This is a genomic window from Streptomyces sp. NPDC050759 (assembly GCF_044456945.1).
Lineage (GTDB): Bacteria > Actinomycetota > Actinomycetes > Streptomycetales > Streptomycetaceae > Streptomyces.
Genome location: NZ_JBITGI010000012.1, coordinates 85494 through 106954, shown reverse-complemented (window position 1 = coordinate 106954; position 21461 = coordinate 85494). Strand labels below are relative to the sequence as shown.

20 protein-coding genes are annotated in these 21461 nt (G+C 71.4%); 10 read left to right on the top strand and 10 right to left on the bottom strand.

Annotated elements, in window-relative coordinates:
• Nucleotides 1-9 precede the first annotated feature (9 nt).
• The 4 genes from ectB to ACIBJB_RS31010 all read right to left on the bottom strand — a co-directional run bounded on the left by ectB (nt 10) and on the right by ACIBJB_RS31010 (nt 3941).
• Nucleotides 10-1281 (bottom strand): diaminobutyrate--2-oxoglutarate transaminase, encoded by a 1272-nt coding sequence (gene ectB / locus ACIBJB_RS31025; protein ID WP_398935353.1) that lies wholly within the window; start codon nt 1279-1281, stop codon nt 10-12.
• 29 nt (nt 1282-1310) lie between these two features.
• Nucleotides 1311-1838, bottom strand: coding sequence for a diaminobutyrate acetyltransferase (gene ectA / locus ACIBJB_RS31020; RefSeq protein ID WP_398935351.1), 528 nt, complete (start codon nt 1836-1838; stop codon nt 1311-1313).
• 306 nt (nt 1839-2144) lie between these two features.
• The gene (locus ACIBJB_RS31015; RefSeq protein ID WP_398935349.1) at nt 2145-2663 is read right to left on the bottom strand and encodes a DinB family protein; all 519 of its coding nucleotides are present in this window, start codon (nt 2661-2663) and stop codon (nt 2145-2147) included.
• A 177-nt stretch (nt 2664-2840) separates the two neighbouring features.
• Nucleotides 2841-3941 carry a pyridoxal-phosphate-dependent aminotransferase family protein gene (locus ACIBJB_RS31010; RefSeq protein WP_398935723.1) on the bottom strand — a complete coding sequence of 367 codons (1101 nt, stop codon included), beginning with the start codon at nt 3939-3941 and terminating at the stop codon, nt 2841-2843.
• Between the two features lie 175 nt (nt 3942-4116).
• On the opposite strand from ACIBJB_RS31010, the gene ACIBJB_RS31005 reads away from it, so the two are divergent.
• From ACIBJB_RS31005 to ACIBJB_RS30960, 10 genes are all read left to right on the top strand, one after another.
• Entirely contained in the window at nt 4117-4968 is an 852-nt protein-coding gene (locus ACIBJB_RS31005) for a transporter substrate-binding domain-containing protein (protein WP_398935347.1), read from the top strand.
• Complete coding sequence (locus tag ACIBJB_RS31000; protein WP_398935345.1) at nt 4965-5798, top strand: amino acid ABC transporter permease; 834 nt, start codon at nt 4965-4967, stop codon at nt 5796-5798. The genes ACIBJB_RS31005 and ACIBJB_RS31000 overlap by 4 nt, the downstream gene beginning before the upstream one ends.
• Nucleotides 5795-6577 carry an amino acid ABC transporter ATP-binding protein gene (locus ACIBJB_RS30995; RefSeq protein ID WP_398935343.1) on the top strand — a complete coding sequence of 261 codons (783 nt, stop codon included), beginning with the start codon at nt 5795-5797 and terminating at the stop codon, nt 6575-6577. Before ACIBJB_RS31000 ends, ACIBJB_RS30995 begins: the two co-directional genes overlap by 4 nt.
• A gap of 74 nt (nt 6578-6651) precedes the next feature.
• Nucleotides 6652-7743, top strand: a complete 1092-nt coding sequence (locus tag ACIBJB_RS30990) for an amidohydrolase family protein (RefSeq protein ID WP_398935341.1) — start codon at nt 6652-6654, stop codon at nt 7741-7743.
• Nucleotides 7744-7848: 105 nt separating this feature from the next.
• The gene (locus ACIBJB_RS30985; protein WP_398935339.1) at nt 7849-8460 is read left to right on the top strand and encodes a hypothetical protein; all 612 of its coding nucleotides are present in this window, start codon (nt 7849-7851) and stop codon (nt 8458-8460) included.
• A gap of 190 nt (nt 8461-8650) precedes the next feature.
• Nucleotides 8651-9505 carry an ABC transporter permease gene (locus tag ACIBJB_RS30980; RefSeq protein ID WP_398935721.1) on the top strand — a complete coding sequence of 285 codons (855 nt, stop codon included), beginning with the start codon at nt 8651-8653 and terminating at the stop codon, nt 9503-9505.
• Complete coding sequence (locus tag ACIBJB_RS30975) at nt 9502-10389, top strand: carbohydrate ABC transporter permease (protein WP_398935337.1); 888 nt, start codon at nt 9502-9504, stop codon at nt 10387-10389. The genes ACIBJB_RS30980 and ACIBJB_RS30975 overlap by 4 nt, the downstream gene beginning before the upstream one ends.
• Before the next feature lie 41 nt (nt 10390-10430).
• Nucleotides 10431-12068, top strand: a complete 1638-nt coding sequence (locus tag ACIBJB_RS30970) for an extracellular solute-binding protein (protein ID WP_398935335.1) — start codon at nt 10431-10433, stop codon at nt 12066-12068.
• Between the two features lie 43 nt (nt 12069-12111).
• Nucleotides 12112-13185 (top strand): LacI family DNA-binding transcriptional regulator, encoded by a 1074-nt coding sequence (locus ACIBJB_RS30965; protein ID WP_398935333.1) that lies wholly within the window; start codon nt 12112-12114, stop codon nt 13183-13185.
• The gene (locus ACIBJB_RS30960; protein ID WP_398935331.1) at nt 13182-15089 is read left to right on the top strand and encodes a DUF2264 domain-containing protein; all 1908 of its coding nucleotides are present in this window, start codon (nt 13182-13184) and stop codon (nt 15087-15089) included. The genes ACIBJB_RS30965 and ACIBJB_RS30960 overlap by 4 nt, the downstream gene beginning before the upstream one ends.
• Here the strand turns inward: ACIBJB_RS30960 and cobC are convergent.
• The 6 genes from cobC to cobM are packed head-to-tail and all read right to left on the bottom strand — an operon-like array spanning nt 15037 to nt 21456.
• Nucleotides 15037-16107 (bottom strand): Rv2231c family pyridoxal phosphate-dependent protein CobC, encoded by a 1071-nt coding sequence (cobC, locus tag ACIBJB_RS30955; protein WP_398935329.1) that lies wholly within the window; start codon nt 16105-16107, stop codon nt 15037-15039. The genes ACIBJB_RS30960 and cobC overlap by 53 nt on opposite strands.
• Nucleotides 16097-17026 carry a sirohydrochlorin chelatase gene (locus tag ACIBJB_RS30950; protein ID WP_398935327.1) on the bottom strand — a complete coding sequence of 310 codons (930 nt, stop codon included), beginning with the start codon at nt 17024-17026 and terminating at the stop codon, nt 16097-16099. Before ACIBJB_RS30950 ends, cobC begins: the two co-directional genes overlap by 11 nt.
• Complete coding sequence (locus tag ACIBJB_RS30945) at nt 17023-17613, bottom strand: precorrin-8X methylmutase (protein ID WP_398935324.1); 591 nt, start codon at nt 17611-17613, stop codon at nt 17023-17025. Before ACIBJB_RS30945 ends, ACIBJB_RS30950 begins: the two co-directional genes overlap by 4 nt.
• Nucleotides 17610-19295, bottom strand: a complete 1686-nt coding sequence (gene cobJ / locus ACIBJB_RS30940; protein WP_398935322.1) for a precorrin-3B C(17)-methyltransferase — start codon at nt 19293-19295, stop codon at nt 17610-17612. The genes ACIBJB_RS30945 and cobJ overlap by 4 nt, the downstream gene beginning before the upstream one ends.
• Nucleotides 19292-20638 carry a precorrin-6y C5,15-methyltransferase (decarboxylating) subunit CbiE gene (gene cbiE / locus ACIBJB_RS30935; protein ID WP_398935320.1) on the bottom strand — a complete coding sequence of 449 codons (1347 nt, stop codon included), beginning with the start codon at nt 20636-20638 and terminating at the stop codon, nt 19292-19294. The genes cobJ and cbiE overlap by 4 nt, the downstream gene beginning before the upstream one ends.
• Complete coding sequence (gene cobM / locus ACIBJB_RS30930; protein ID WP_398935318.1) at nt 20635-21456, bottom strand: precorrin-4 C(11)-methyltransferase; 822 nt, start codon at nt 21454-21456, stop codon at nt 20635-20637. The genes cbiE and cobM overlap by 4 nt, the downstream gene beginning before the upstream one ends.
• Nucleotides 21457-21461: the final 5 nt, after the last annotated feature.

Genomic DNA, 21461 nt, shown 5'->3' with positions numbered 1-21461 from the left:
GACGGTGGTTCAGACGGTTTCGCGTACGGAACGGGCGAGGATGCTGAGCCCCTCGTCCAGTTCCTCGGGGGTGATCGTGAGTGCCGGAAGCAGCTTCACGACCTCGCTCTCGGGGCCCGACGTCTCGATGAGCAGCCCGAGTTCGAAGGCGCGGTGCGCCACCCGTCCGGCGCGTGCCTTGTCGTGGAACTCCAGGCCCCACACGAGCCCGCGCCCGCGGTACTCCTTCACGTCGGCCAGGTTCTCCTCGGTGATGGAGATGAGCCCCTGCTCGATCTGCTCGCCGCGCTTGCGGGTCTGCTTCTCCATCGCGGACCCGTCCGCCCAGTACTGCTCCAGGGTGGCGGTGGCCGTGACGAAGGCGGGGTTGTTGCCGCGGAAGGTGCCGTTGTGCTCGCCCGGCTCCCAGATGTCCAGCTCCGGCTTGAACAGGCAGAGCGACATCGGAAGGCCGTAGCCGCTGATGGACTTGGACACGGTGACGATGTCCGGCGTGATGCCCGCCTCCTCGAAGGAGAAGAAGGCACCGGTGCGCCCGCAGCCCATCTGGATGTCGTCGACGATGAGCAGCATGTCCTGCCGCTCGCACAGCGCGGCGAGCGCCTGCAGCCACTCCCGCCGGGCGACGTTGATGCCGCCCTCGCCCTGCACGGTCTCGACGATCACGGCGGCCGGCTTGTTCAGGCCCGAGCCCTGGTCCTCCAGGAGCCGCTCGAACCACAGGAAGTCCTCGACGGTGCCGTCGAAGTAGTTGTCGAACGGCATCGGCGTGCCGTGCACCAGCGGGATACCGGCGCCGGCCCGCTTGAAGGCGTTGCCGGTGACGGCCAGGGAGCCCAGCGACATCCCGTGGAAGGCGTTGGTGAAGGACACGATGGCCTCGCGGCCCTTGACCTTCCGGGCGAGCTTGAGCGCCGACTCCACGGCGTTGGTCCCCGTCGGCCCCGGGAACATGACCTTGTACGGCAGGTCACGCGGCCGCAGCACCAGGTCCTGGAAGGTCTGGAGGAAGGCGCGCTTGGCGGTGGTCGACATGTCGAGCCCGTGCGTGACGCCGTCGCGCTCCAGGTAGTCGATCAACGCCCGTTTCAGCACGGGGTTGTTGTGGCCGTAGTTCAGTGAACCGGCGCCGGCGAAGAAGTCCAGGTACGCGTGGCCGTCCTCGTCGTACATGCGGCTGCCCTGCGCGCGGTCGAAGACGGTGGGCCAGCCGCGGCAGTAGCTGCGCACCTCGGACTCGAGGGTCTCGAAGACGCTGAGGTCGGGCTGGGTGATGGTCACGACGAATCGCTCCTCGGGTGCGTGGGGGGTCAGACGGAGGGAGTGGCGGAAGCGGGGGAGAGGGGCCCGATGCGGTAGAGGACCTCGGGGTCGTGCGGCCCGTCGGGGAACAGGCTCGTGTCGAACAGCACCTCGCGCTCCAGGCCGGCGCCACGGCGTTCGGCGAACGCCGTGAACAGCCGCTCGGAGGCGGTGTTGCCCGGCGTGATGGTGGTCTCGACGGTGGTCAGCCCGCGCTCGGCGGCGAGTCGCGCGGTCAGTCCGTCGAGCAGGGCGGCGGCGAGTCCGCGGCCGCGGTACGCCGAGTCCACCGCCACCTGCCAGACGAGCAGGGTGCCGGGCCGGTCCGGGCGGACGTACCCGGTGACGAAGCCGATCGGCTCCCCGCTGTCGTTCCGTGCGACGGCCGACGTGGCGGCGAAGTCGCGACACCACAGCAGATAGCTGTACGACGAGTTCAGGTCGAGGACCTCGGAGTCGCGGGCGATCCGCCACAGTGCGGCTCCGTCCGCGACCGTCGGCCGCTCGATGTGCAGGTCTGCTTGTGCGGCAGTCATGCGAATTGAATTTACCGAGGGAAATTCAAAATTGCATCGCCGGGTGGGGTTACGTGCGGGCGTTCCATGTGTTATCACGCGGGCGCGCGCCAACGCGCAAGAAGTGACCGTTATGTACGGTTACGCCCAGCAAATAAGGGGCAAATGGATCACGATGTGTAACGCGTCACAAGCATGTAACCCCCACGAGATCTACCCGAATTCAACCGCTTCGCGTTCGCAGAATCTTTGCGTTTAGGACCGGGGAAAGCGGGCAGAAGAATACGGGAAGCTGTTCTCTGATAAACACCGGAATTACCCTGGGAATTATACGCCGGTAACCCCGTCGATGCGTTCGCGCAAGATGTCGGCGTGTCCGTTGTGCCGCGCGTATTCCTCGATCAGGTGAATGAACACCCAGCGCAGACCGACCTCGATGCCGGCCATCGGTCCCTCGGCGATCCGCCCGGTGGCATCCAGCGACCGTCCCGCGCACAGTTCCCGCCCCCGAGCGATCTCCCGTCGCCAGACCGCGACCGCCTCGTCGAGCCCCCGCCGCGGGTCGAGCGCGTACCCGGTCGGCTCCTCGAACACGGGCGGCAGGTCGAGGCCTGCGACGACCCGCTGGAACCAGTTCCGCTCCACCTCGGCGAGATGCTGCACCAGCCCGAGCAGAGTGAGCGCGGACGGCTCGGCGGACGGAAGCCGCACCTGGGCGGCGTCGAGCCCTCGGCACTTCATCTCCAGGGTGGCCCGGTGATAGTCGAGCCAACTCTCCAGCATGGGCCGCTCGGCGCCGGTCAGTAGGGGGAGGGGGCGGCCGTCGGGAAGCGTGTGAGTGGTCATGGGCCGAGGCTGCCAAGGGACGAACGACCGCCGGATCCGTTCAGCCGCGAGCGCAAATGGACTCCGTGTCCGTGTGCGGTTGCGGCCCGTGGGCGCGGCCAGTTGCGACGGCGCCGCAGATGAGCCGTGACCCGGCACCTCGGCCAAGAGCCGGCGCCGCGCACCTTCAGTGAACCGCTACCGCCACGCGTCCTCCGCCGCGCGCAGCGCGCCCTCCACGTCCACCGCGAGTCCCTTCTCCCGCAGTGCCCCTCCCAGTGCCGCCAGGCTCGCCCGCACGGCTCCCCGCGTCGCATCGACCCCGTAGTGGTTGACCCGGATCATCTCCTTGGCCAGCGCACCCCCGCCCGCGGCCAGTGGCAGCGCGGGGTCGGACGCCAGCGCCCGGGCGACGAGTTCCGATGCCACCAGGCCGGAGGGGGAGCGCAGCGTCGTGGCGACGGGTGCGGCCTCGCGGTCCTCGTACACATAGGGCTCCAGTCCCGCGCCCAGCACCCGCGCCCCCGCCCGGGTCGCCGCGGCGGCGGCCCGGTGCCGGCCCATCACCGCGTCCAGTCCGTCCGCCTCGATCCGCTCGACGCACGCCTCCAGCGCCAGCATCTCCAACTGTGCCGGCGCGTGCGGCAGGACCTTCCGGCCGCCGTCGATCCAGCGCTCCTTCCAGTCGAGCAGCGACAGATACGACCGCCGCGGTGCCGCCGGATTCGCGGCCATCCGGGCCCACGCCCGCTCGCTCACCGACACCGCCGACACACCGGCCGGCCCACCCATCGCCTTCTGCGCCCCGATCACGCACAGGTCCACCCCCCACGCGTCCGGCAGCACCGGCTCCGCCCCCACGGAGGCGACCGCGTCCAGGTAGAAGAGGGCACCCTGCCGCCGTACGGCTTCTCCGATCTCCGCCACCGGGTTCGTGTTGCCGGTCGCCGCCTCCGCGTGCACCAGCGACACGAAGTCGATCGCCGGGTGCTCCTCGAACGCCGCGGAGATCTGCTCGGCCGTCACCGCCGTGTGGAAGGGCACCGCGAGGTCGATCACCGTCGCACCGCAGTCCCGCAGCCAGTTCCCGAAGGTCTGCCCGTACGGACCGGTGATGACGTTCAGCGCGGTCGTGCCCGGACCGGCGGCGGAGCGGATCGCCCCCTCCAGCGGCAGCAGCGCCTCGCCCTGCATGATCACGACGTCCTGTTCGGTGCGCAGCAACCGCGCCACGCGGTCCTCGATCGAGGCGAACTGCGCCGCGCCAAGTGGGGCCAGATCCAGGAAGGGGTGCGTCACGACGGTGCTCTCTTCGCTCACTGGGGTAGACGTGAACGAGCGTAACCGTTCCCCGCGACCCCCCGACGACCGGCGACTTCCCAGGCTGAACGGCCTCGCGACCATCGGTTTGGTTTGAGAGACTCAAACCTTTCCTTATAATCGGAACCCACAGTTCCCCCACAGGAGGCCTTCCGTGAACACCCTCTCCGGGCGCCGGACCCGCGTCCTGGCCGCCACCACCGCGACGGCCGGGCTCCTGCTCGTCGCTGCCTGTACCTCCAGCGACGACGGCGGCAGCGGTTCGAAGACCGCCGCGGGCGGGGTCGAACTGGTCAAGGGCGGACAGCTCACCACCTGCACCCACCTGCCCTACCCGCCCTTCCAGTCGGAGATCGACGGCAAGGTCCAGGGCTTCGACGTCTCGCTCATCGACCTGGTCGCCAAGGACCTGGGCGTGAAGCAGGAGATCCTCGACACCCCCTTCGAGAACTTCAAGACCGGCGCCTTCCTCAACTCCGGCTCGTGCGACCTGGCCGCGGCCGGCATGACCATCACTGAGGAGCGCAAGAAGAACGTCGACTTCTCGGACCCCTACTTCAACGCCACCCAGGCGCTCCTGGTCGCCAAGGGCAGCGGGATCTCCTCGCTCGCCGCCGCCAAGGCGAAGAAGGTGCAGCTCGGCGCCCAGGCGCAGACCACCGGCGAGGACTACGTCAAGAGCCAGGGCTTCGACCCGGTCTCCTTCGAGTCCTCCGACGCCGTCCTCAACGGCCTGCGCTCCGGCCAGGTCAAGGCCGTCGTCATCGACTACCCGGTCGTCCAGGGCTGGCTCAAGAACAAGGCCAACGCCGACGCCTTCCAGGTCGCCGACAACATCAACACCGGTGAGCAGTACGGCTTCACGGTGAAGAAGGGCAACACCAAACTTCTGGCCGCCGTCAACAAGGCGCTCGCGGACGCCAAGGCCGACGGCACGTACAAGAAGCTCTACGAGAAGTGGATCGGCCCGTACGACGAGTCGGCCGCGTCTCCCTCCGCCTCATGACCGCTACGGACACGCAACTCCAGCCTCGCAAAAAGGGTCTGAGCCGACGTCAGAAGCGCAGCCTGTCCCGTGGCGTCCAGTACGTCGTCTTCGTCGCCGTCGTGATCGCCTTCGCGGTCTCGGCGGACTGGGGGCGGCTGAAGAACCAGTTCGCGCAGGCGGACATCGCCGACCAGATGTTCCCCGACGTCATCACGCTGGCGCTGAAGAACACCGTGCTCTACACGCTGTCCGGCTTCGCCGTCGGACTCGTCCTCGGCATGGTCATCGCGCTGATGCGGCTGTCGTCGGTGGGCCCCTACCGCTGGTTCGCCGGCGTCTACATCGAGATCTTCCGCGGCCTGCCCGCGCTGCTGATCTTCATCTTCATCGGCGTGGCCGTACCCCTCGCGTTTCCCGGTACGGAGATCATCGGCGGCACGTACGGCAAGGTCGCCCTCGCGCTCGGCCTGGTCGCGGCCGCCTACATGGCGGAGACGATCCGCGCGGGCATCCAGGCGGTGCCCAAGGGGCAGATGGAGGCGGCCCGTTCGCTGGGCTTCTCACCGGCCCGCGCGATGGTCTCGATCATCATTCCGCAGGCGTTCCGGATCATCCTCCCGCCGCTGACCAACGAGTTGGTGCTCCTGTTCAAGGACTCCTCCCTCGTGCTGTTCCTCGGCGTCACCCTGGAGGAACGCGAACTGTCCAAGTACGGCCGCGACCTGGCCAGTACGACCGCCAACTCCACGCCGATCCTCGTCGCGGGGCTGTGCTATCTGCTGGTGACGATCCCGCTCGGGTTCGTGGTCCGCCGTATGGAGGCCAAGGCCCAGGAGGCCGTGAAATGACCGTTGAGACGAGCCGGCCGGAGATCGAAGTACGCGGCCTGTACAAGTCGTTCGGCACCAACGAGGTCCTCAAGGGCATCGACCTGGAGATCGGCCAGGGCGAGGTCGTCTGTGTGATCGGGCCCTCCGGCTCGGGCAAGTCGACGCTGCTGCGGTGCGTGAACCTCCTGGAGGAGCCGACGAAGGGCCAGGTCTTCGTCGGCGGCACCGAACTCACCGACCCCGACGTCGACATCGACGCCGTACGCCGCCGTATCGGCATGGTCTTCCAGCAGTTCAACCTGTTCCCGCACCTCACGGTGACCGACAACCTCACGCTGCCGCAGCGCAGGGTCCTGCGGCGGGACAAGGCACAGGCGGCCAGGGTGGCCGCCGAGAACCTGGAGCGCGTGGGCCTGGCGGAGAAGGCGAACGCCTACCCCGCCTCCCTCTCCGGCGGGCAGCAGCAGCGGGTCGCGATCGCCCGCTCGCTGTCGATGGGCCCCGAGGTGATGCTCTTCGACGAGCCGACCTCGGCTCTCGACCCGGAGCTGGTGGGCGACGTCCTCGCGGTGATGCGGATGCTCGCCCGGGAGGGCATGACGATGATGGTCGTCACCCACGAGATGACCTTCGCCCGCGAGGTCGCCGACCGGGTCGTCTTCATGGACGACGGCATGATCGTCGAGGACGGCACCCCGGCCCAGGTGATCGGCGCCCCGCGCCATGAACGCACCCGCCACTTCCTCTCCCGGCTCCTCGACCCGGCGATGGCCGACGTGGAGGAGGACGGCGCCTGAAAGGGACACCGAGGGCCCCCTTCGAGGGACCACCACCCTGGGAGCAGCGACCTCCCGCTGGCTAGGGTGCGGTCATGAGCGATCGCGCGGTGCTGCACGTGAAGGGGCGGATCCTGGCCGGCCCCGAGGACGTCCGGGACGAGCTGTGGGTGGTCGACGGGCGGATCTCCTACGACCGCCCCGTCGCCGCCCGCGACATCCGTACGGTGTCGGGCTGGGCGCTGCCCGGTCTGGTGGACGCCCACTGCCATGTGGGCCTGGGCGCGCACGGCCCGGTCGACCAGGACGTGGCCGAGAAGCAGGCCCTGGCCGACCGGGAGGCCGGCACCCTGCTGATCCGCGACGCCGGGTCGCCCTCCGACACCCGCTGGGTGGACGACCGCGAGGACCTCCCCAAGATCATCAGGGCCGGCCGTCACATCGCCCGCACCCGCCGCTACATCAGGAACTTCGCCTGGGAGATCGAGCCCGAGGATCTCGTCGCGTACGTCGCCCAGGAGGCCCGGCGGGGTGACGGCTGGGTCAAGCTGGTCGGCGACTGGATCGACCGCGAGGCGGGCGACCTGACCCCCAGCTGGCCCCGGGAGGCGGTCGAGGCGGCGATCGCGGAGGCCCACCGCCTGGGCGCCCGGGTCACCGCGCACTGCTTCGCCGAGAACTCCCTGACGGACCTGGTCGAGTCGGGCATCGACTGCGTCGAACACGCGACGGGCCTCACGGACGACCTGATCCCGCTGTTCGTCTCCCGGGGCGTCGCGATCGTGCCGACCCTGGTCAACATCGCGACCTTCCCGCAGCTCGCGGACGGCGGCGAGGCCAAGTTCCCCCGCTGGTCCGCCCATATGCGCCGGCTCCACGAACGCCGCTACGACACCGTACGCAACGCCTACGACGCCGGCATCCCGGTCTACGTCGGCACGGACGCGGGCGGCACCCTCCCGCACGGCCTGGTGGCGGCGGAGGTCGCGGAACTGGTGACGGCCGGCATCCCCCCGCTGGAGGCCCTGTCGGCGACGACATGGGGTGCCCGGAAGTGGCTGGGCCGCCCCGGCCTTGAAGAGGGTGCCGCCGCGGACCTGGTCGTGTACGAACAGGACCCGCGCACGGACGTCCGCGTACTGGCGAACCCGCTCCACGTGGTGCTGAACGGCCGGGTGGTGCAGTAGGCCCCGGGCCGCCGCCCGGACTTCTCCCGGATGGCACGGCGGCCGTACCCCTGTCACCGTGGAGGACGAGGGGGTGGGCCGCGCCGGGGGGTGGAGGAGGTCGCCATGCGCGTCGCACCCCTGACCGGTCTGGTGGCCGTGGTGTTCACGGTCGTCGGCCTTCTGCTGTTCGGCGACACCCCGGCGTACGACGCCCCGGGCCGCCAGGTGAGGTTCTACTACTCCGACCACCAGGGACAGCTCGGCGTGGGCCTGTACTTCCTGGTCGTCGCCTCGGTGCTCTTCGTCTTCTTCGCCGCGTATCTCGCCCGTCTGGTCCGGGACATCACGCCCGGTGACGGCTGGCTGCACCACGTCGTCTTCTCGGGCGGTGTCCTCGTCGCCGTGGGCTTCCTGGTGGGCGCGTCCCTCACCTTCGCCCTGCTGGACCTCTCGGACAAGTCCTCGGCGAGCCCTCAGGCGCTGCAGGCGCTCAACGCCGTCAACGAGGACTTCTTCATCCCGTTCGTGGGGGGCATGGGCCTGATGCTGCTGGCCACCGGCCTGGCGACGGTCCGTGCCCCGGACTCGCCCCTGCCCCGCTGGCTGGCCTGGGCGGCCGTGGTCGTCGGGGTGCTGGTGTTCATCCCCTGGGTCGGGTTCTTCGCCTTCATCGTCGCGGGCGTGTGGGTGGCCGTCGTGAGCGTCCTCCTGGCCCGCCGAACCCTCGCTGACTGAGAGCGTTTTCACTCACCTTCACGCTTCGGTGCACCGTACTGACCTGCGTCAACTTCCGAGCTTTGTCAGAACTGTTGACCCGTTCATGAAAGCGCTTTAACTTCCTCTTCGGTCTGAGCCACCAGGAAGAGGGAGAGCCTTGGCAGTCGTCCGACGAAAACGCTTCCAGAGCAGAGCCCTTTTCCTGCTGATGCTGCCCGGCCTCGCCTACTTCCTGCTCTTCCACTACGGCGCGTTGGTCGGCAACGTCATCGCGTTCAAGGAGTACGTCCCCTTCGATGGCCTGTGGGGCAGCCCCTGGACCGGACTCGGCAACTTCCGGCGGATGTTCGAGGACACCGCGTTCTGGGACGCGGTGCTCAACACCGTGTGGATCGCCGTGCTCCAGCTGGTCTTCTACTTCCCGGTCCCGCTCGGCCTCGCCCTGCTGCTGCACAGCCTCACCCGGAGCAGCGTCCGCCGGTTCGTGCAGTCGGTCGCCTATCTCCCGCACTTCATCTCATGGGTGATCGTCGTCGCGCTGTTCCAGCAGCTGCTCGGCGATACGGGACTGCTCAACTCCGGCCTGGACGGCATGGGATTGCACACCGTCGACATCATCGGCAACCCCGACGCCTTCAAGCCGCTGGTCGTCGCCCAGGTCATCTGGAAGGACGCCGGCTGGGGCACGATCATCTTCCTCGCCGCCCTCGCCCAGGTCGACGAGCAGCAGTACGAGGCCGCCGCGATCGACGGAGCGGGTCCCTGGCGGCGCTTCTGGCACGTCACCCTGCCCGCCATCCGCCCGGTGATCGTGCTGCTGCTCATCATGCGGCTCGGCGAGATCCTCTCGGTCGGCTTCGAGCAGATGCTGCTCCAGCGCGACGCGGTGGGCCCCGAGGCCTCCGAGATCATCGACACCTTCGTCTACTACCAGGGCATCGTCGGCGGCGACTACGGATTCGCCGCCGCCGCGGGCCTGTTCAAGGGCGTCGTCGGCGCCCTTCTCGTCTACGCCGCCAACAAGGTCGCCCACCGCCTCGGCGAACAGGGGGTCTACAAGTGAGTGCCCAGGCCCGTCCCGGATGGATGGAGAAACCGAAGCCGGTGACGCAGGCCGCGAAGGCGGTGGCCCTGGCGGTCGTCGTGCTGCTGGTCTGTGTGCCGTTCCTCGTCATCGTGTCGACCTCGCTCGCCTCCACCGAGGAGGTCGTCGACAACGGGGGCTGGGTGCTGTGGCCGACCGAGCCGAGCCTGAAGGCCTACCGCGACATCCTCGACGGCGGCATCGTCACCCACGCACTGGGCGTCAGCGTCGGCGTCACGGTCGTGGGAACCCTGCTGAGCCTCCTGTGCACGGTCACCCTCGCCTACGCCCTCGCCCGCCCCGGAGTCCTCGGCGGCCGGCCGGTACTCCTCCTGGTCCTGTTCACCTTCCTCTTCCCACCCGGCATGATCCCGAGCTTCCTGCTGGTCAAGGAGCTCGGCCTGCTGGACAGTTACGCCTCGCTGGTCCTGCCCGTCCTGGTCAACGTCTTCAACCTGGTCGTCCTGCGCGGCTTCTTCCAGGGCATCCCCGACGAGCTCTACGAGGCCGCGCGTCTCGACGGGGCGGGGGACTGGCGGGTGCTGGTCTCCGTCGTCCTGCCGCTGTCCAAGGCCGCGTTGGCCGTCGTGGGGCTCTTCTACGCGGTGGCCTACTGGAACTCCTGGTTCTACGCCTCCCTCTACCTGGAGAGCGACCACTGGCCCCTCCAACAGGTGCTGCGCACCTACGTGGTGGCCGGTTCCGGGCTCACCGACGCCACCACCGGCGAGGGCACCGTCACCGCCCCGCAGACCGTGCAGATGGCGGTCCTGGTGATCGCCACCGTGCCGATCCTGCTCATCTACCCCTTCCTGCAGAAGTACTTCACCAAGGGCGTGCTCACCGGCGCCATCAAGAGCTGACCCAAGCCGAGCTGACCAAGCCGACACGAGGTGATTCACCCATGCCCAGCATGTCCCGACGCACCCTGCTGCTGTCCGCGGCGGCCCTTTCCGTTCCCGGTGCGCTGACCGCCTGTTCCACCGGCTCCGGCGACAGCGACGTCTCCAACGCGGGCAAGAAGCTGGCCCCGTGGCCCGCGTACAAGGCCGCGAGCGGGCCCAAGCCGGACCTCGCCCCCACGGAGGCGGGCGTCCAGGCCGGATACACCGCCTACCCCGCCGACCTCGTCAGGTCCGTCTCCCGTACGCCGGGCGACGGCTCGACCGTCAAGGTCATGTCGGTGTCGTTCGGCACCCCGCCCAAGCCGGCCTCGGCGAACCGGTTCTGGGCGGCCGTCGAGAAGGCGCTGGGCGTGAAGATCGAGTACACGATCGTCTCCCAGGCCGACTACCAGAAGAAGATGGCCACGGTCATGGCGGGCGACCCCGACACCCTGCCCGACATCATCAACCTGTTCTCCGGCTTCGTCCTGCCCCGCGAGGCGGAGTTCGTGCAGCGACGGGCCGAGGACCTCACCCCGTACCTGTCCGGCGAGGCGATCACCGCGTACCCGAATCTGGCCGGGATCCCCACCCACGCCTGGCAGGACATGGGCCGCGTCGGCGGCCGCATCTACGGCATCCCGCTGGAACGCCCGCTGCCCGGCTCCACCCTCTGGCTCAACCAGGGCATGTTCACCGACGCCGGCATGAAGGAGGGCTGGACCTCCGAGGACTTCGCCGCCGTAGCCCAGCGGGCCACCAGTGGCCGCACCTACGCGCTCGGGGCCGCCAACGGCTCCCTGTTCGGCAACGCCGTGCACGCCGCCGCCCACCGCGCGCCCAACGAGTGGGCCGTCACCAAGGACGGCACCTTCCAGCACTGCGCGACCGACGAACGCTACAAGGCGGCCATCGCCTACCAGGCCCGGCTCCGCAAGAACGGCTCCTACTACCCCGACTCGACGTCCGTCTCCCAGATCGACCTCACCACGCTCTACTACAACGGCACCGTCGGCTCCATGCAGGACGGCTTCGGCGCCTACCTCCCCAAGTACCGCGAGTCGCAGGGCAAGCTGACCCCGGCCGCGGCGCTCCCGTACAGCGTGGACGGCGAGCCGGGCGGGATCGTCGCCGCCCGCCGCTCCTTCGGCTACACCGTCCTGAAGAAGGCCAAGAAGGAGCGCGTCGAGCTCCTCCTGCGCATCCTCGACTACCTGGCCGCCCCCTTCGGCAGCCAGGAGTGGGAGCTCGTCCACTACGGCGTCGAGGGCACCCACTTCACCCGCGGCAAGGACGGCTCCCCGGAGCCCACCGAGCTCGGCGAGGTCGAGAACAACACCAACCTGCCGCTGAAGTACCTCGCCGAGGGCCCGCAGGTGCTCTTCGTGCCGGGCATGCCGGACGCCGTACGGGCCCTGCACTCCTGGCAGCGAAAGGTCGTGCCGTACGCCATCCGCAACGCCTCCAACGGCCTGCAGTCCCGCACCAAGAACGCCCAGGGCACCACGCTCAGGGCGATGCTCGACGATGCCGTCACCGGGATCGTGGCCGGGCGGCTGCCGCTGTCGGAGTGGGACGCGGTGGTCAAGAAGTGGCGGGCCCAGGGCGGCGACAGAATGGCCGGGGAGTTCGCGAAGGACTACGCGGCCAATACGTGAGGCGCCGCCGGTGGAACAGGAGACGCGGGGGATGGAGAACGACATGACGGACCCGGGGTCCAGGCGGCGGGTCACGATCCGTGAGGTCGCCGAGCGCGCGGGGGTGTCGATGGCGACGGCCTCGCGCGCGCTCAGCGGCAACCATCCGGTGCCGGCCGCGACCCGGGCCCGTGTCCTGCGTGCCGCCCGCGATCTCGACTACGTCGCCAACGCGCATGCCCGGGCGCTGGTCGGCGGGGGCCGCAAGATGGCCGCCGTCGTCGTCCGGCAGGTCACCAGCCCCTTCTACGCCCAGGTCGCCGAGGGAGTGGAGGCCGAGGCTGCCGACCGTGGGTGGCTGTGCGTGGTCGGGGCGACCGGCGGGGATCCGCAGCGGGAGATGGAGTTCGTGCAGCTGATGCGGGAGGAGGGGGCCCGGCTCGTGATCCTCGTCGGCGGGGTCGTCGAGGACGACGCGTACCGCTCGCGCGTGGCCCACTACGCCCAGGCCCTCGACTCCTCCGGGGCACGGCTGGTGCTGTGCGGCCGTCCCGCCCCGGACCCGGACATCCCGGCACTGGTCGTCGAGTTCGACAACGAGGCGGGGGCCCGGGCGATCACCGGGCACCTGCTGTCCGCGGGGCACCGGCGGATCGTCTTCCTCGGGGGGCTGCCCGGGAACACCGCCCTCGACGCGCGCGTCGCGGGATACCGGGCCGCGCTCGCCGAGCACGGGCTGCCCCCGGCGGCCGCACGGGTCGTCGACTGCGGCCTCGGACGGGCGGCAGGGCTGCGGGCGATGGCCGAACTGCTCAAGGAGACCCGGGAGTTCACGGCGGTGGTCGCCGGGGACGACATGGTCGCGGCGGGGGCGCTGCGTGCCATCGCCGACGCCGGGCTCGGGGTGCCGGCGGACATCTCCGTCGTCGGCTACAACGACATCCCGCTCGCCGAGGACTTCAACCCACCCCTGACGACGGTCCGGACGCCCGCCGAGGAACTCGGCCGCGCCGCCGTACGCATCGCCCTGCGCGACCCCGAACACGCCGCCGGAAGCCACCATCTGCTGGGCACGCACATCGTCGTACGCAAAAGCGTCGCCCCACCACCGACCGACGGAGGACTCACCCCCGTATGACCGCGCCGCATGTGTCGCCGACCGACGACCCGACGCACCACCACCCCGACCTCCCGCCCACCGACCCCCTCCTCTCCCCCCTCACCGGCTGGACCCGGGCCCACTGGGAAGCCGTCGCCGACCGGCTGCTCGACGGACTCCTGCCCTACGCCACCCCGGGCTTCGCCCAGTACCGGCTGCCCGGGCCGCCCAGCCACTCCGGGGCCTGGTCCGACGGCCTTGAGGGGTTCGCGCGGTCCTTCCTGCTCGCCGCCTTCCGGATCGCCGGGTCGGCGGGGCGGGTCGGCCCCGCGCTCGTCGAGCGGTACGCCGCCGGACTAGCCGCCGGTACCGATCCGCACCACCCCGAGCACTGGCCGCCGATCGCCGACCGCGCCCAGCCGATGGTGGAGGCGGCCTCGATCGCCCTCGCGCTGCACGAGTCCCGGCCCTGGCTGTGGGACCGGCTCGACGACGGTGTGCGGGAACGGGTCGTCGAGTGGCTCGGCCGGTTCGTCGGGGCGAAGGCCAACGACTCCAACTGGCGGCTCTTCCAGGTGATCACGGAGGAGTTCCTGGCCTCCGTCGGCGCCCCGCACAGCCGGGCGGAGATCGACGCAGGCCTCGCCCGGCTGGACGACTGGTACCGGGGCGGCGGCTGGTACACCGACGGGGACGGGAAGAAGTTCGACTACTACAACGCCTGGGCGCTGCACGTGTACCCGGTCCTCTGGGCTCGGATCGCGGGACCGCGCGCCGACCCGGGGACCGTGGCCCGCCACCGCGACCGGCTGCGCGAGTTCCTCGGCGTCCACCAGTACTTCTTCGGCTCCGACGGCGCCCCCGTCCACCAGGGCCGCTCCCTCACCTACCGGTTCGCCGCCGCCGCCCCGCTCTGGGCGGGAGCCCTCGCCGACGCCACCCCCCTGCCGCCCGGCCTCACCCGCCGCCTGGCCTCCGGCACCCTGAAGCACTTCACCGAGCGGGGCGTCCCCGACGAGCGCGGCCTGCTCACCCTCGGCTGGTACCGGCCGTTCGGAGGAGTGCTCCAGCGCTACTCGGGCCCCGCCTCCCCGTACTGGGCCAGCAAGGCGTTCCTCGGCCTGCTGCTGCCGGCGGACCACCCGGTGTGGATGGCCCTGGAGGAGCCCGGCCCCGTCGACACCACCGACACCGTCCTCGCGCTCCCCGCCCCGGGCTGGCTGCTCCACTCGACCGCTTCCGACGGGATCGTCCGCCTCGTCAACCACGGCACCGACCGCCTCCCGCCCCCACCCGCGACCGACGACGACAGCCCGCACTACGCGAAGCTCGCCTACTCCACCGCGACCGCCCCCGAGACCCCCCTCGGTCCCGACAACCACCTCGCCCTGCTCGCCCCGGACGGCACGCCGTCCCCCCGCGGCCGTATCCACCCGCTGGACTGCGAGGGCCGCAGGGCCGCCTCCTGGCACCTCGCACTCGGGCACCGTGTCGAGACGGTGAGCGTGGTGCATGGGCCGTGGGAGGTACGCGTGCACCGCATCCCGGTGGCCGACGTCCCGGTGCGGGAAGGGGGTTGGGCCCTCGCCGACGACAGCGGGCCGCCGATCGCCGAGTCCGGGCCCGGCTGGGCGCGGGTCCGCCGGGCCGCGGACGGACTGACGAGCGCCGTCGTCGGGCTGTACGGCTGGGGCGAGGCGGACGGCACGGTCGTGGCGGCCGAACACACCAACGCCTGCGGCCGTTACTCGGCGACCCCCGTCCTCGAAGGCACCGGCCCTCTCCTGGTCACCCTCGTGGCTCTCGGCACCGACGTAAAGGTCAGCGGAGCGGATGCCACGCTCACCGTCGGCGGCACCGTCGAGATCCGTTTCCCCGACGGCACCCGCCTCAGTGCTGGGCCAGCGTCACGGCCTGATCCAGGGCCTGCAGAAAGGAGTTGACCGTCGCCCGGTCCCGCACCGCGAGCCGCAGCCACTCCTCGCCGAGCCCCGGGAACGTGTCCCCGCGCCGCACCGCGAAACCGAGATCGCGCAGATGCCGTCGTACGACAGCCGCCCTCGGCAGTCGTACGAGGACGAAGGGGCCCTGTGCCGGCTCGACCACCCGGAGTCCGTCCGAGGCGAACTCCCGCAGCCCGGCGACGAGATGGGCCCGGTCGGTGGCCACGCGGTGGGCCGCGTGGGCGGCCTCCGCCACGGCGCGCGGCTCCATGCACGCCACGGCCGCCGCGAGGGCCGGTGTGGAGACCGGCCACAGCGGCTGGGCCCGATCCAGGGCGGCGATCGTCTCCGGGGCGGCGAGGACGTAACCGATCCGCAGTCCGGCCAGGCCCCAGGTCTTCGTCAGGCTGCGCAGGACGACGAGTCCGGGCACGTCCGTCCGCCCGGCCAGGGCCTCGCGCTCGCCCGGCACCGCGTCCAGGAACGCCTCGTCCACCACCAAGGTCCGCCCAGGGCGGGCCAGTTCGGCGATCGTGGCGGCCGGATGCAGGACCGAGGTGGGGTTGGTCGGGTTGCCGACGACCACCAGGTCGGCGTCCTCGGGGACGGCCGCCGGGTCGAGCCGGAAGCCGTCCTCCTCTCGCAGCAGCACCCGGTCGACGGTGTGCCCGGCATCCCGCAGCGCGGCCTCCGGCTCGGTGAACTGCGGGTGCACCACCACCGGATGACGAACCGTCAGAGCCCGCGCGAGCAGCACGAACGCCTCGGCGGCCCCCGCCGTCAGCAGCACCCGTTCCACGGGCACCTCGTGCCGGGCCGCCACCGCCGCCCGGGCCGCACGCCCGTCGGGATAGGCGGCGAGCCCGGCCAGGGATCCGGCGATCCGCTCGCGCAGCCAGAGCGGGGGAGTGTCCGCGCGGACGTTCACGGCGAGGTCGGTGAGCCGGGCCCCGTCGTCCCGTACCTCGGCGTCGCCGTGGTGCCGCAGGTCGTGGCCGCCGGCCCGGTCAGTGCGCATGGGTGTGGGCGCCGTGGTGGTGGTCGTGGTGGTGATGGTGGCCGTCGTCGTCCGGGTGGAAGTGCGGCTGCTGGGGCAGACCCACCTTGTCCTCGAAGCCCGGCAGCGCGATGCGGTACACGCACGAGTCGCAGTTCATCCGCAGATCGCCCTTGACGGCCTCCTCGTACCGCTCCATCACCAGGTCGAGCAGCTCCGGCTCCGGACCGATGACCTCCGCCGAGCGCACCTCCACCTCCGGGTGCGCGGCCGCCCAGCCCTCGGTCTGCTGCTTCACCCGGTCCGGCAGGATGCCGGTGAACAGGAAGTAGGGCAGTACGACGATCCTGCGCGCCCCCAGTGCCACACACCGGTCGAGGCCGCTCGGCACGTCCGGCGCGGCCAGCGACACGAACGCCGTCTCCACGCCCGCGTATCCGCGCCCCTCCCACAGCAGCCGGGCCGCCTTGTACACCTCGGCGTTGGCATCGGGGTCGGTGGAACCCCGACCGACGAGCAGCACGGTCACGTCCGCCCTGTCCATCGGGGTGCGCCCGCCGGTGGCGCCCAGTGCCTCGTCGAGGCGCCGCTCCAGCACGTTCAGCAGCGCCGGGTGCGGGCCCAGCGGGCGCCCGTAGGTGTACGAGATCCCGGGGTGACGTTCCTTCTCGCGGGACAGTGCCGCCGGGATGTCGCCCTTGGCGTGTCCGGCGGACACCAGCATCAGCGGCACGGCGGCGAACCGGCGGACCCCGCGCTCCACCAGCTCGGTCACCGCGTCGGTGAGCGGCGGCGGGGACAGCTCGATGAAGCCGCCCGCGACCGGCAGTTCGGGGTGGCGGGCCCCCAGCTCCCGGACGAAGTCGCGGAACGCCTCGGCCCCGGCCTCGTCCCGGGTGCCATGACCGGCGATGAGCAGGGCGGGCGGCGGGGTGGTCACGATGTCTCCTCGGAAGGGTGAATGGGGTGGTACAGCAGGGCGTTGAGCGCGGCGGAGGCGACCGCCGAACCGCCCTTCTCGGACACGTTGCTCACGGCGGGCAGCCCGCTCTCGCGCAACGCGGCCTTGGACTCGACCGCGCCGACGAAGCCGACGGGAAGCCCGATGACGAGCGCCGGGGCCGCGTCCAGGGTCAGCAACTCCTCCAGCGCGGTGGGCGCGTTGCCGATCACCCAGATCGCCCCGGGGCCGACCTGCTCGTGGGCGAGACGGATCGCGTGGGCCGAACGGGTCAGCCCCGGCCCCGACTTGGCGTCCCTCAGCCGGCACACGGTCTCCCGCCGGGTGATGCCGGCCGCGACCATCTCCACGTCCGTGACGACGGGCGCACCGGAGTGCAGCGCGGTGTGCGCCTTCTCCAGGTCGCCCTCGTCCATGACGAGATCGGTGGCGTACTCCAGATCGGCGGCGGAGTGGATGACCCTCTCCACCACCGCCCGGGTCAGCGGCGGGAAGTGCGAGGTGTCCAGGCGGGCGCGCAGCCGCCGGTAGGACTCCACCTCGATCGGGTGGACGACACGGTTCACTTGGCGCCCTCCTGCCAGCGGTAGCCGCGCGGCGTCACCATACGCCCCGCGATGTCGCGGGTCGCCGTGTTGCCCACCGTCACGACCGTCATCATGTCGACCACGGCCGGGTCGAGAGCGGCCAGGGTCGTCAGCCGGACGGACTCGTCGGGCCGCGACGCGTTCCGTACGACCCCGACCGGCGTCGCCGGCTCCCGGTGCTCGGCGAGGATCGCCAGCGCCTTGGGCAGCTGCCAGTCCCGGCCCCGGGAACGGGGGTTGTAGAAGGTGACCACGATGTCCGCCTCGGCCGCGGCCCGCACCCGCCGCTCGATGACCTCCCAGGGGGTGTGCAGGTCGGACAGGCTGATGGCCACGTGGTCGTGGCCCAGCGGGGCACCGAGGATCGCGGCCGCCGCGAGCGCTGCCGTGACCCCCGGCACCCCGATCACGTCGATGTCGTCGGAGGCCTCGGCGAGCGCGGGCGAGGCCATGGCGTACACGCCGGCGTCCCCGCTGCCGATGAGCGCGACGGCCTGGCCCTTGCGGGCCTCTTCGACGGCCGTACGCGCCCGCTCCTCCTCGGCCCCCAGGCCCGACTCCAGAACCCGCGTCCCGGGCCGCAGCAGATCACGGATCTGGTCGACGTACTGATCGAGCCCGACGAGCACGGAAGCACGGCGGAGCTCCGCCTTCGCGCGGGGCGTGAGCAGGTCCCGGGCGCCCGGTCCGAGTCCCACGACCGCGAGCCGCCCGCGCGCGGGACGGCGTACGACCGCACAGGTCGCCATGGCGGGCGTAGCGGCCGATTTCCGCTTGGGGACGAGGAGTTCACCACCCTGGACGAGCGCCGCGGCCTCCGCGACCGACGGCGTGCCCACGGCGGCCAGGGGCGCGTCCGACGGGTTGGGCACCTCTATGGCGGCCAACTCCTCGGCGGAGTGGGTGACCAGGGGCACGCCGAGCCGCTCGGCCGCCGCCACGATCCCCGGCTCCTGAGCCTTGGCGTCCACGGTGGCGAGGTGGGCGATCGACTGCGAGGACAGCCCTGCCTCGCGCAACGAACCCTCGATCAGCTCCAGCACCTCCTCGACGGGCGCGCCCTTGGAGGCGCCGACGCCGACGACGAGTGTGGGCGGACGCAGCACGACCTCGTGCTCGGCCGGCGGCTCGACCAGCCGGTCCGTCACGCGGATGCCGTACGCCCCCTCCGCGACGACCGGCAGCGGCGGCAGCGGCCAGCCCGACTCGTTGTGCAGGGCGATGGGCTCCCCGTCCAGGAGCGCCCTCGACACGGCCGCCACCGCGCCCTCCACCGGCAGCCCGAGCGTGTCGAGCCCGGGCACCCCCACCGCGTCGGTCGCCGTCGTCACCACGGGCTCGGCACCCAGCAACTCCCCGACTTCCCGGGCGAGTTCGTTGGCTCCGCCGCCATGCCCGCCGACCAGGGACACGGCGAACCGGCCGCCCTCGTCGACACACACGACACCCGGGTCGGACGCCTTGTCGCCCAGCAGCGGCGCGATCAGCCGTACGACCGCCCCCGTGGCCAGGAAACACACGAGCTGCTCGCACTCCGCGAACGCCCGCCGTACGGCGTCGCCCACGGGCCCGTCGTACACGCGCGTACGGTCCGGCCATGCCGCGGCCAGCCGGTCGCGTGCCGCCGCCCCCGCCGCGGTGGCGGAAATGAGGCCGATCACTGGGCAACTCCTTCATGAGAAACGGGGTTTCTGGCACCCCACAGCAGAAAGACCGGATTGGTCGCCGCGAGCCGGGTCACGTCCCCGGGCAGCGGCGCGAGCCGAGACGACTGGAGCAGCACACCGTCGCAGTCGAACCCGGCGTCGGTGAGCGCCGCGCGCACGGCCGGCACCCGGTCCAGCGCGGCCATGGCGACGACCACGCTCCGCCGTGCCCGCCGCGCGCACTCGGCGACGATGTCGGGCAGTTCGCGTCCACCACCGCCGACGAACACGGCGTCCGGGTCGTCGAGTTCCGCGAGGGCGTCCGGCGCGGAGCCGTGCACGACCCGTACGTCGACCTCGTGGGCGGCCGCGTTGGCGCGGATCCGCTCGACACCGTCGGGTGCCTTCTCGACCGCGACGACGGCGGCGCCGAGCCGCGCGCACTCCACGGCCACGGAACCGGACCCCGCGCCGACGTCCCACACCAGATCCCCGAGCCGCGGCCCGAGCCGCGCCAGCGCCAGCGCCCGCACCTCGAACTTGGTGATCATCGAGTCGCGGTGGGTGAACTCGTCCTCGGCGAGGGCCCATCGGGAGGGAGCTGGCGAAGGCCCGGCGACCGTGCGCACGGCACCGAGCGCCCGCGACTCGTCGAGACACAGCACGACACTCACGGCGGACCCCCAGTCCCGGGCGGCGGCCTCGGCGGGGGTTACACGTTCGACGCGCTCGTCTTCGGTGCCCAAGGCAGAGGCGATGATGAGAACGCGTTGCGGTATGGCGCCCTGAAGGGGCGCGGGGCTGTATCGATGTGCGGCTCCGCCGCGGGGCGCGACCGGCCCAGACGGCGCCGCAGCCGCCATACGACCTTCCTCGGCACCCCCTTTCGCGCCCATCGCCAGTGCCATCCCCAGTTCCGCGGGACCCGCCCCCGGCCCCGTCAGCACCGCCACCTTCGGCCGAGCCCGGCACACGTTCACCGCCGTCCGCAGATCCCGCCCGTGCGCACTGACCACCACCGCGTCGTCCCACGGCAGTCCGACCCGCGCGAAGGCCGCGGCGACGGAGGAGACACCAGGCCGCACGTCCAGTGCGGCGGGCCCGAACCGCTCGGCCAGCACCCGCACGATCCCGAAGAACCCGGGGTCGCCGGAGGCCAGCACGACGACCCGGCTTCCCTTGTCGTGATGCCGTTCGATGATGTCCAGCGCCGGTGCCAGTGGTCCGAGGACGACCCGCTCGGCGTCCGCGGGGACCACCGCGGCATCCAGGTGCCGCCGCCCGCCCACCACCAGCTCGGCGCCGGCCAGGCACTCCTGGGGCGGCGCCGCCGTCCCCGTACCCACGACCGTGATCATGTGCCGGCACCCCGCGCCGCGCGCAGCGCCCGCCGGGCCTCCGGGTCGGCCTTGCGGTACCCGTGGAAGTGACCGGGGTGGTAGAGGTGCGACCGGGTGCCCTCGGAGTCCAGCGCCGGGCCGACCAGGAAGAGCGTGTGCTTCCAGAGCTTGTGCTCCTTGACGGTCTCCTCCAGCGTCTCGATCGTGCACCGCACGACCAGCTCCTCCGGCCAGGTCGCCTGGTAGGCGACGACGACCGGGGTGGAGGTCGGATAGCCGCCCTCGAGCAGCTCCCGCACCAGCTGCCCGCTGCGCGCCGCGGACAGGAAGATCGCCATGGTCGTGCCGTGCTTGGCGAACTCCCGCACCTCCTCACCGGGCGGCATGGGCGTCTTGCCGCCGCCGAGCCGGGTGAGCACGACGGACTGCGCGACCTCGGGGATGGTCAGCTCGCGCCGCGCGAGCGCGGCGACCGCGGAGAACGCCGAGACACCGGGCACGACCTCGGTCTCGATGCCGATCCGCGCACACCGGTCGAGCTGCTCCTGCGTACCGCCCCACAGGGCGGGGTCGCCGGAGTGGATCCGGGCGACCTTGAGGCCCTCGTCGCGCGCCCGCTCGTACACCGCGACGACGTCCTCGAGGGACATGGTCGCCGAGTCGAGGATCTCCGCGTCCTCGCGCGCGTGCTCGAGGACCTCCGCCTGCACCAGGCTCGCGGCCCAGATCACGACGTCGGCCTCGGCGATGGCGCGCGCGGCCCGGAACGTCAGCAGATCGGCGGCGCCGGGGCCGGCACCGACGAAGGTCACCTTGCCGGTGGGGGCATCGGCCATGGGAA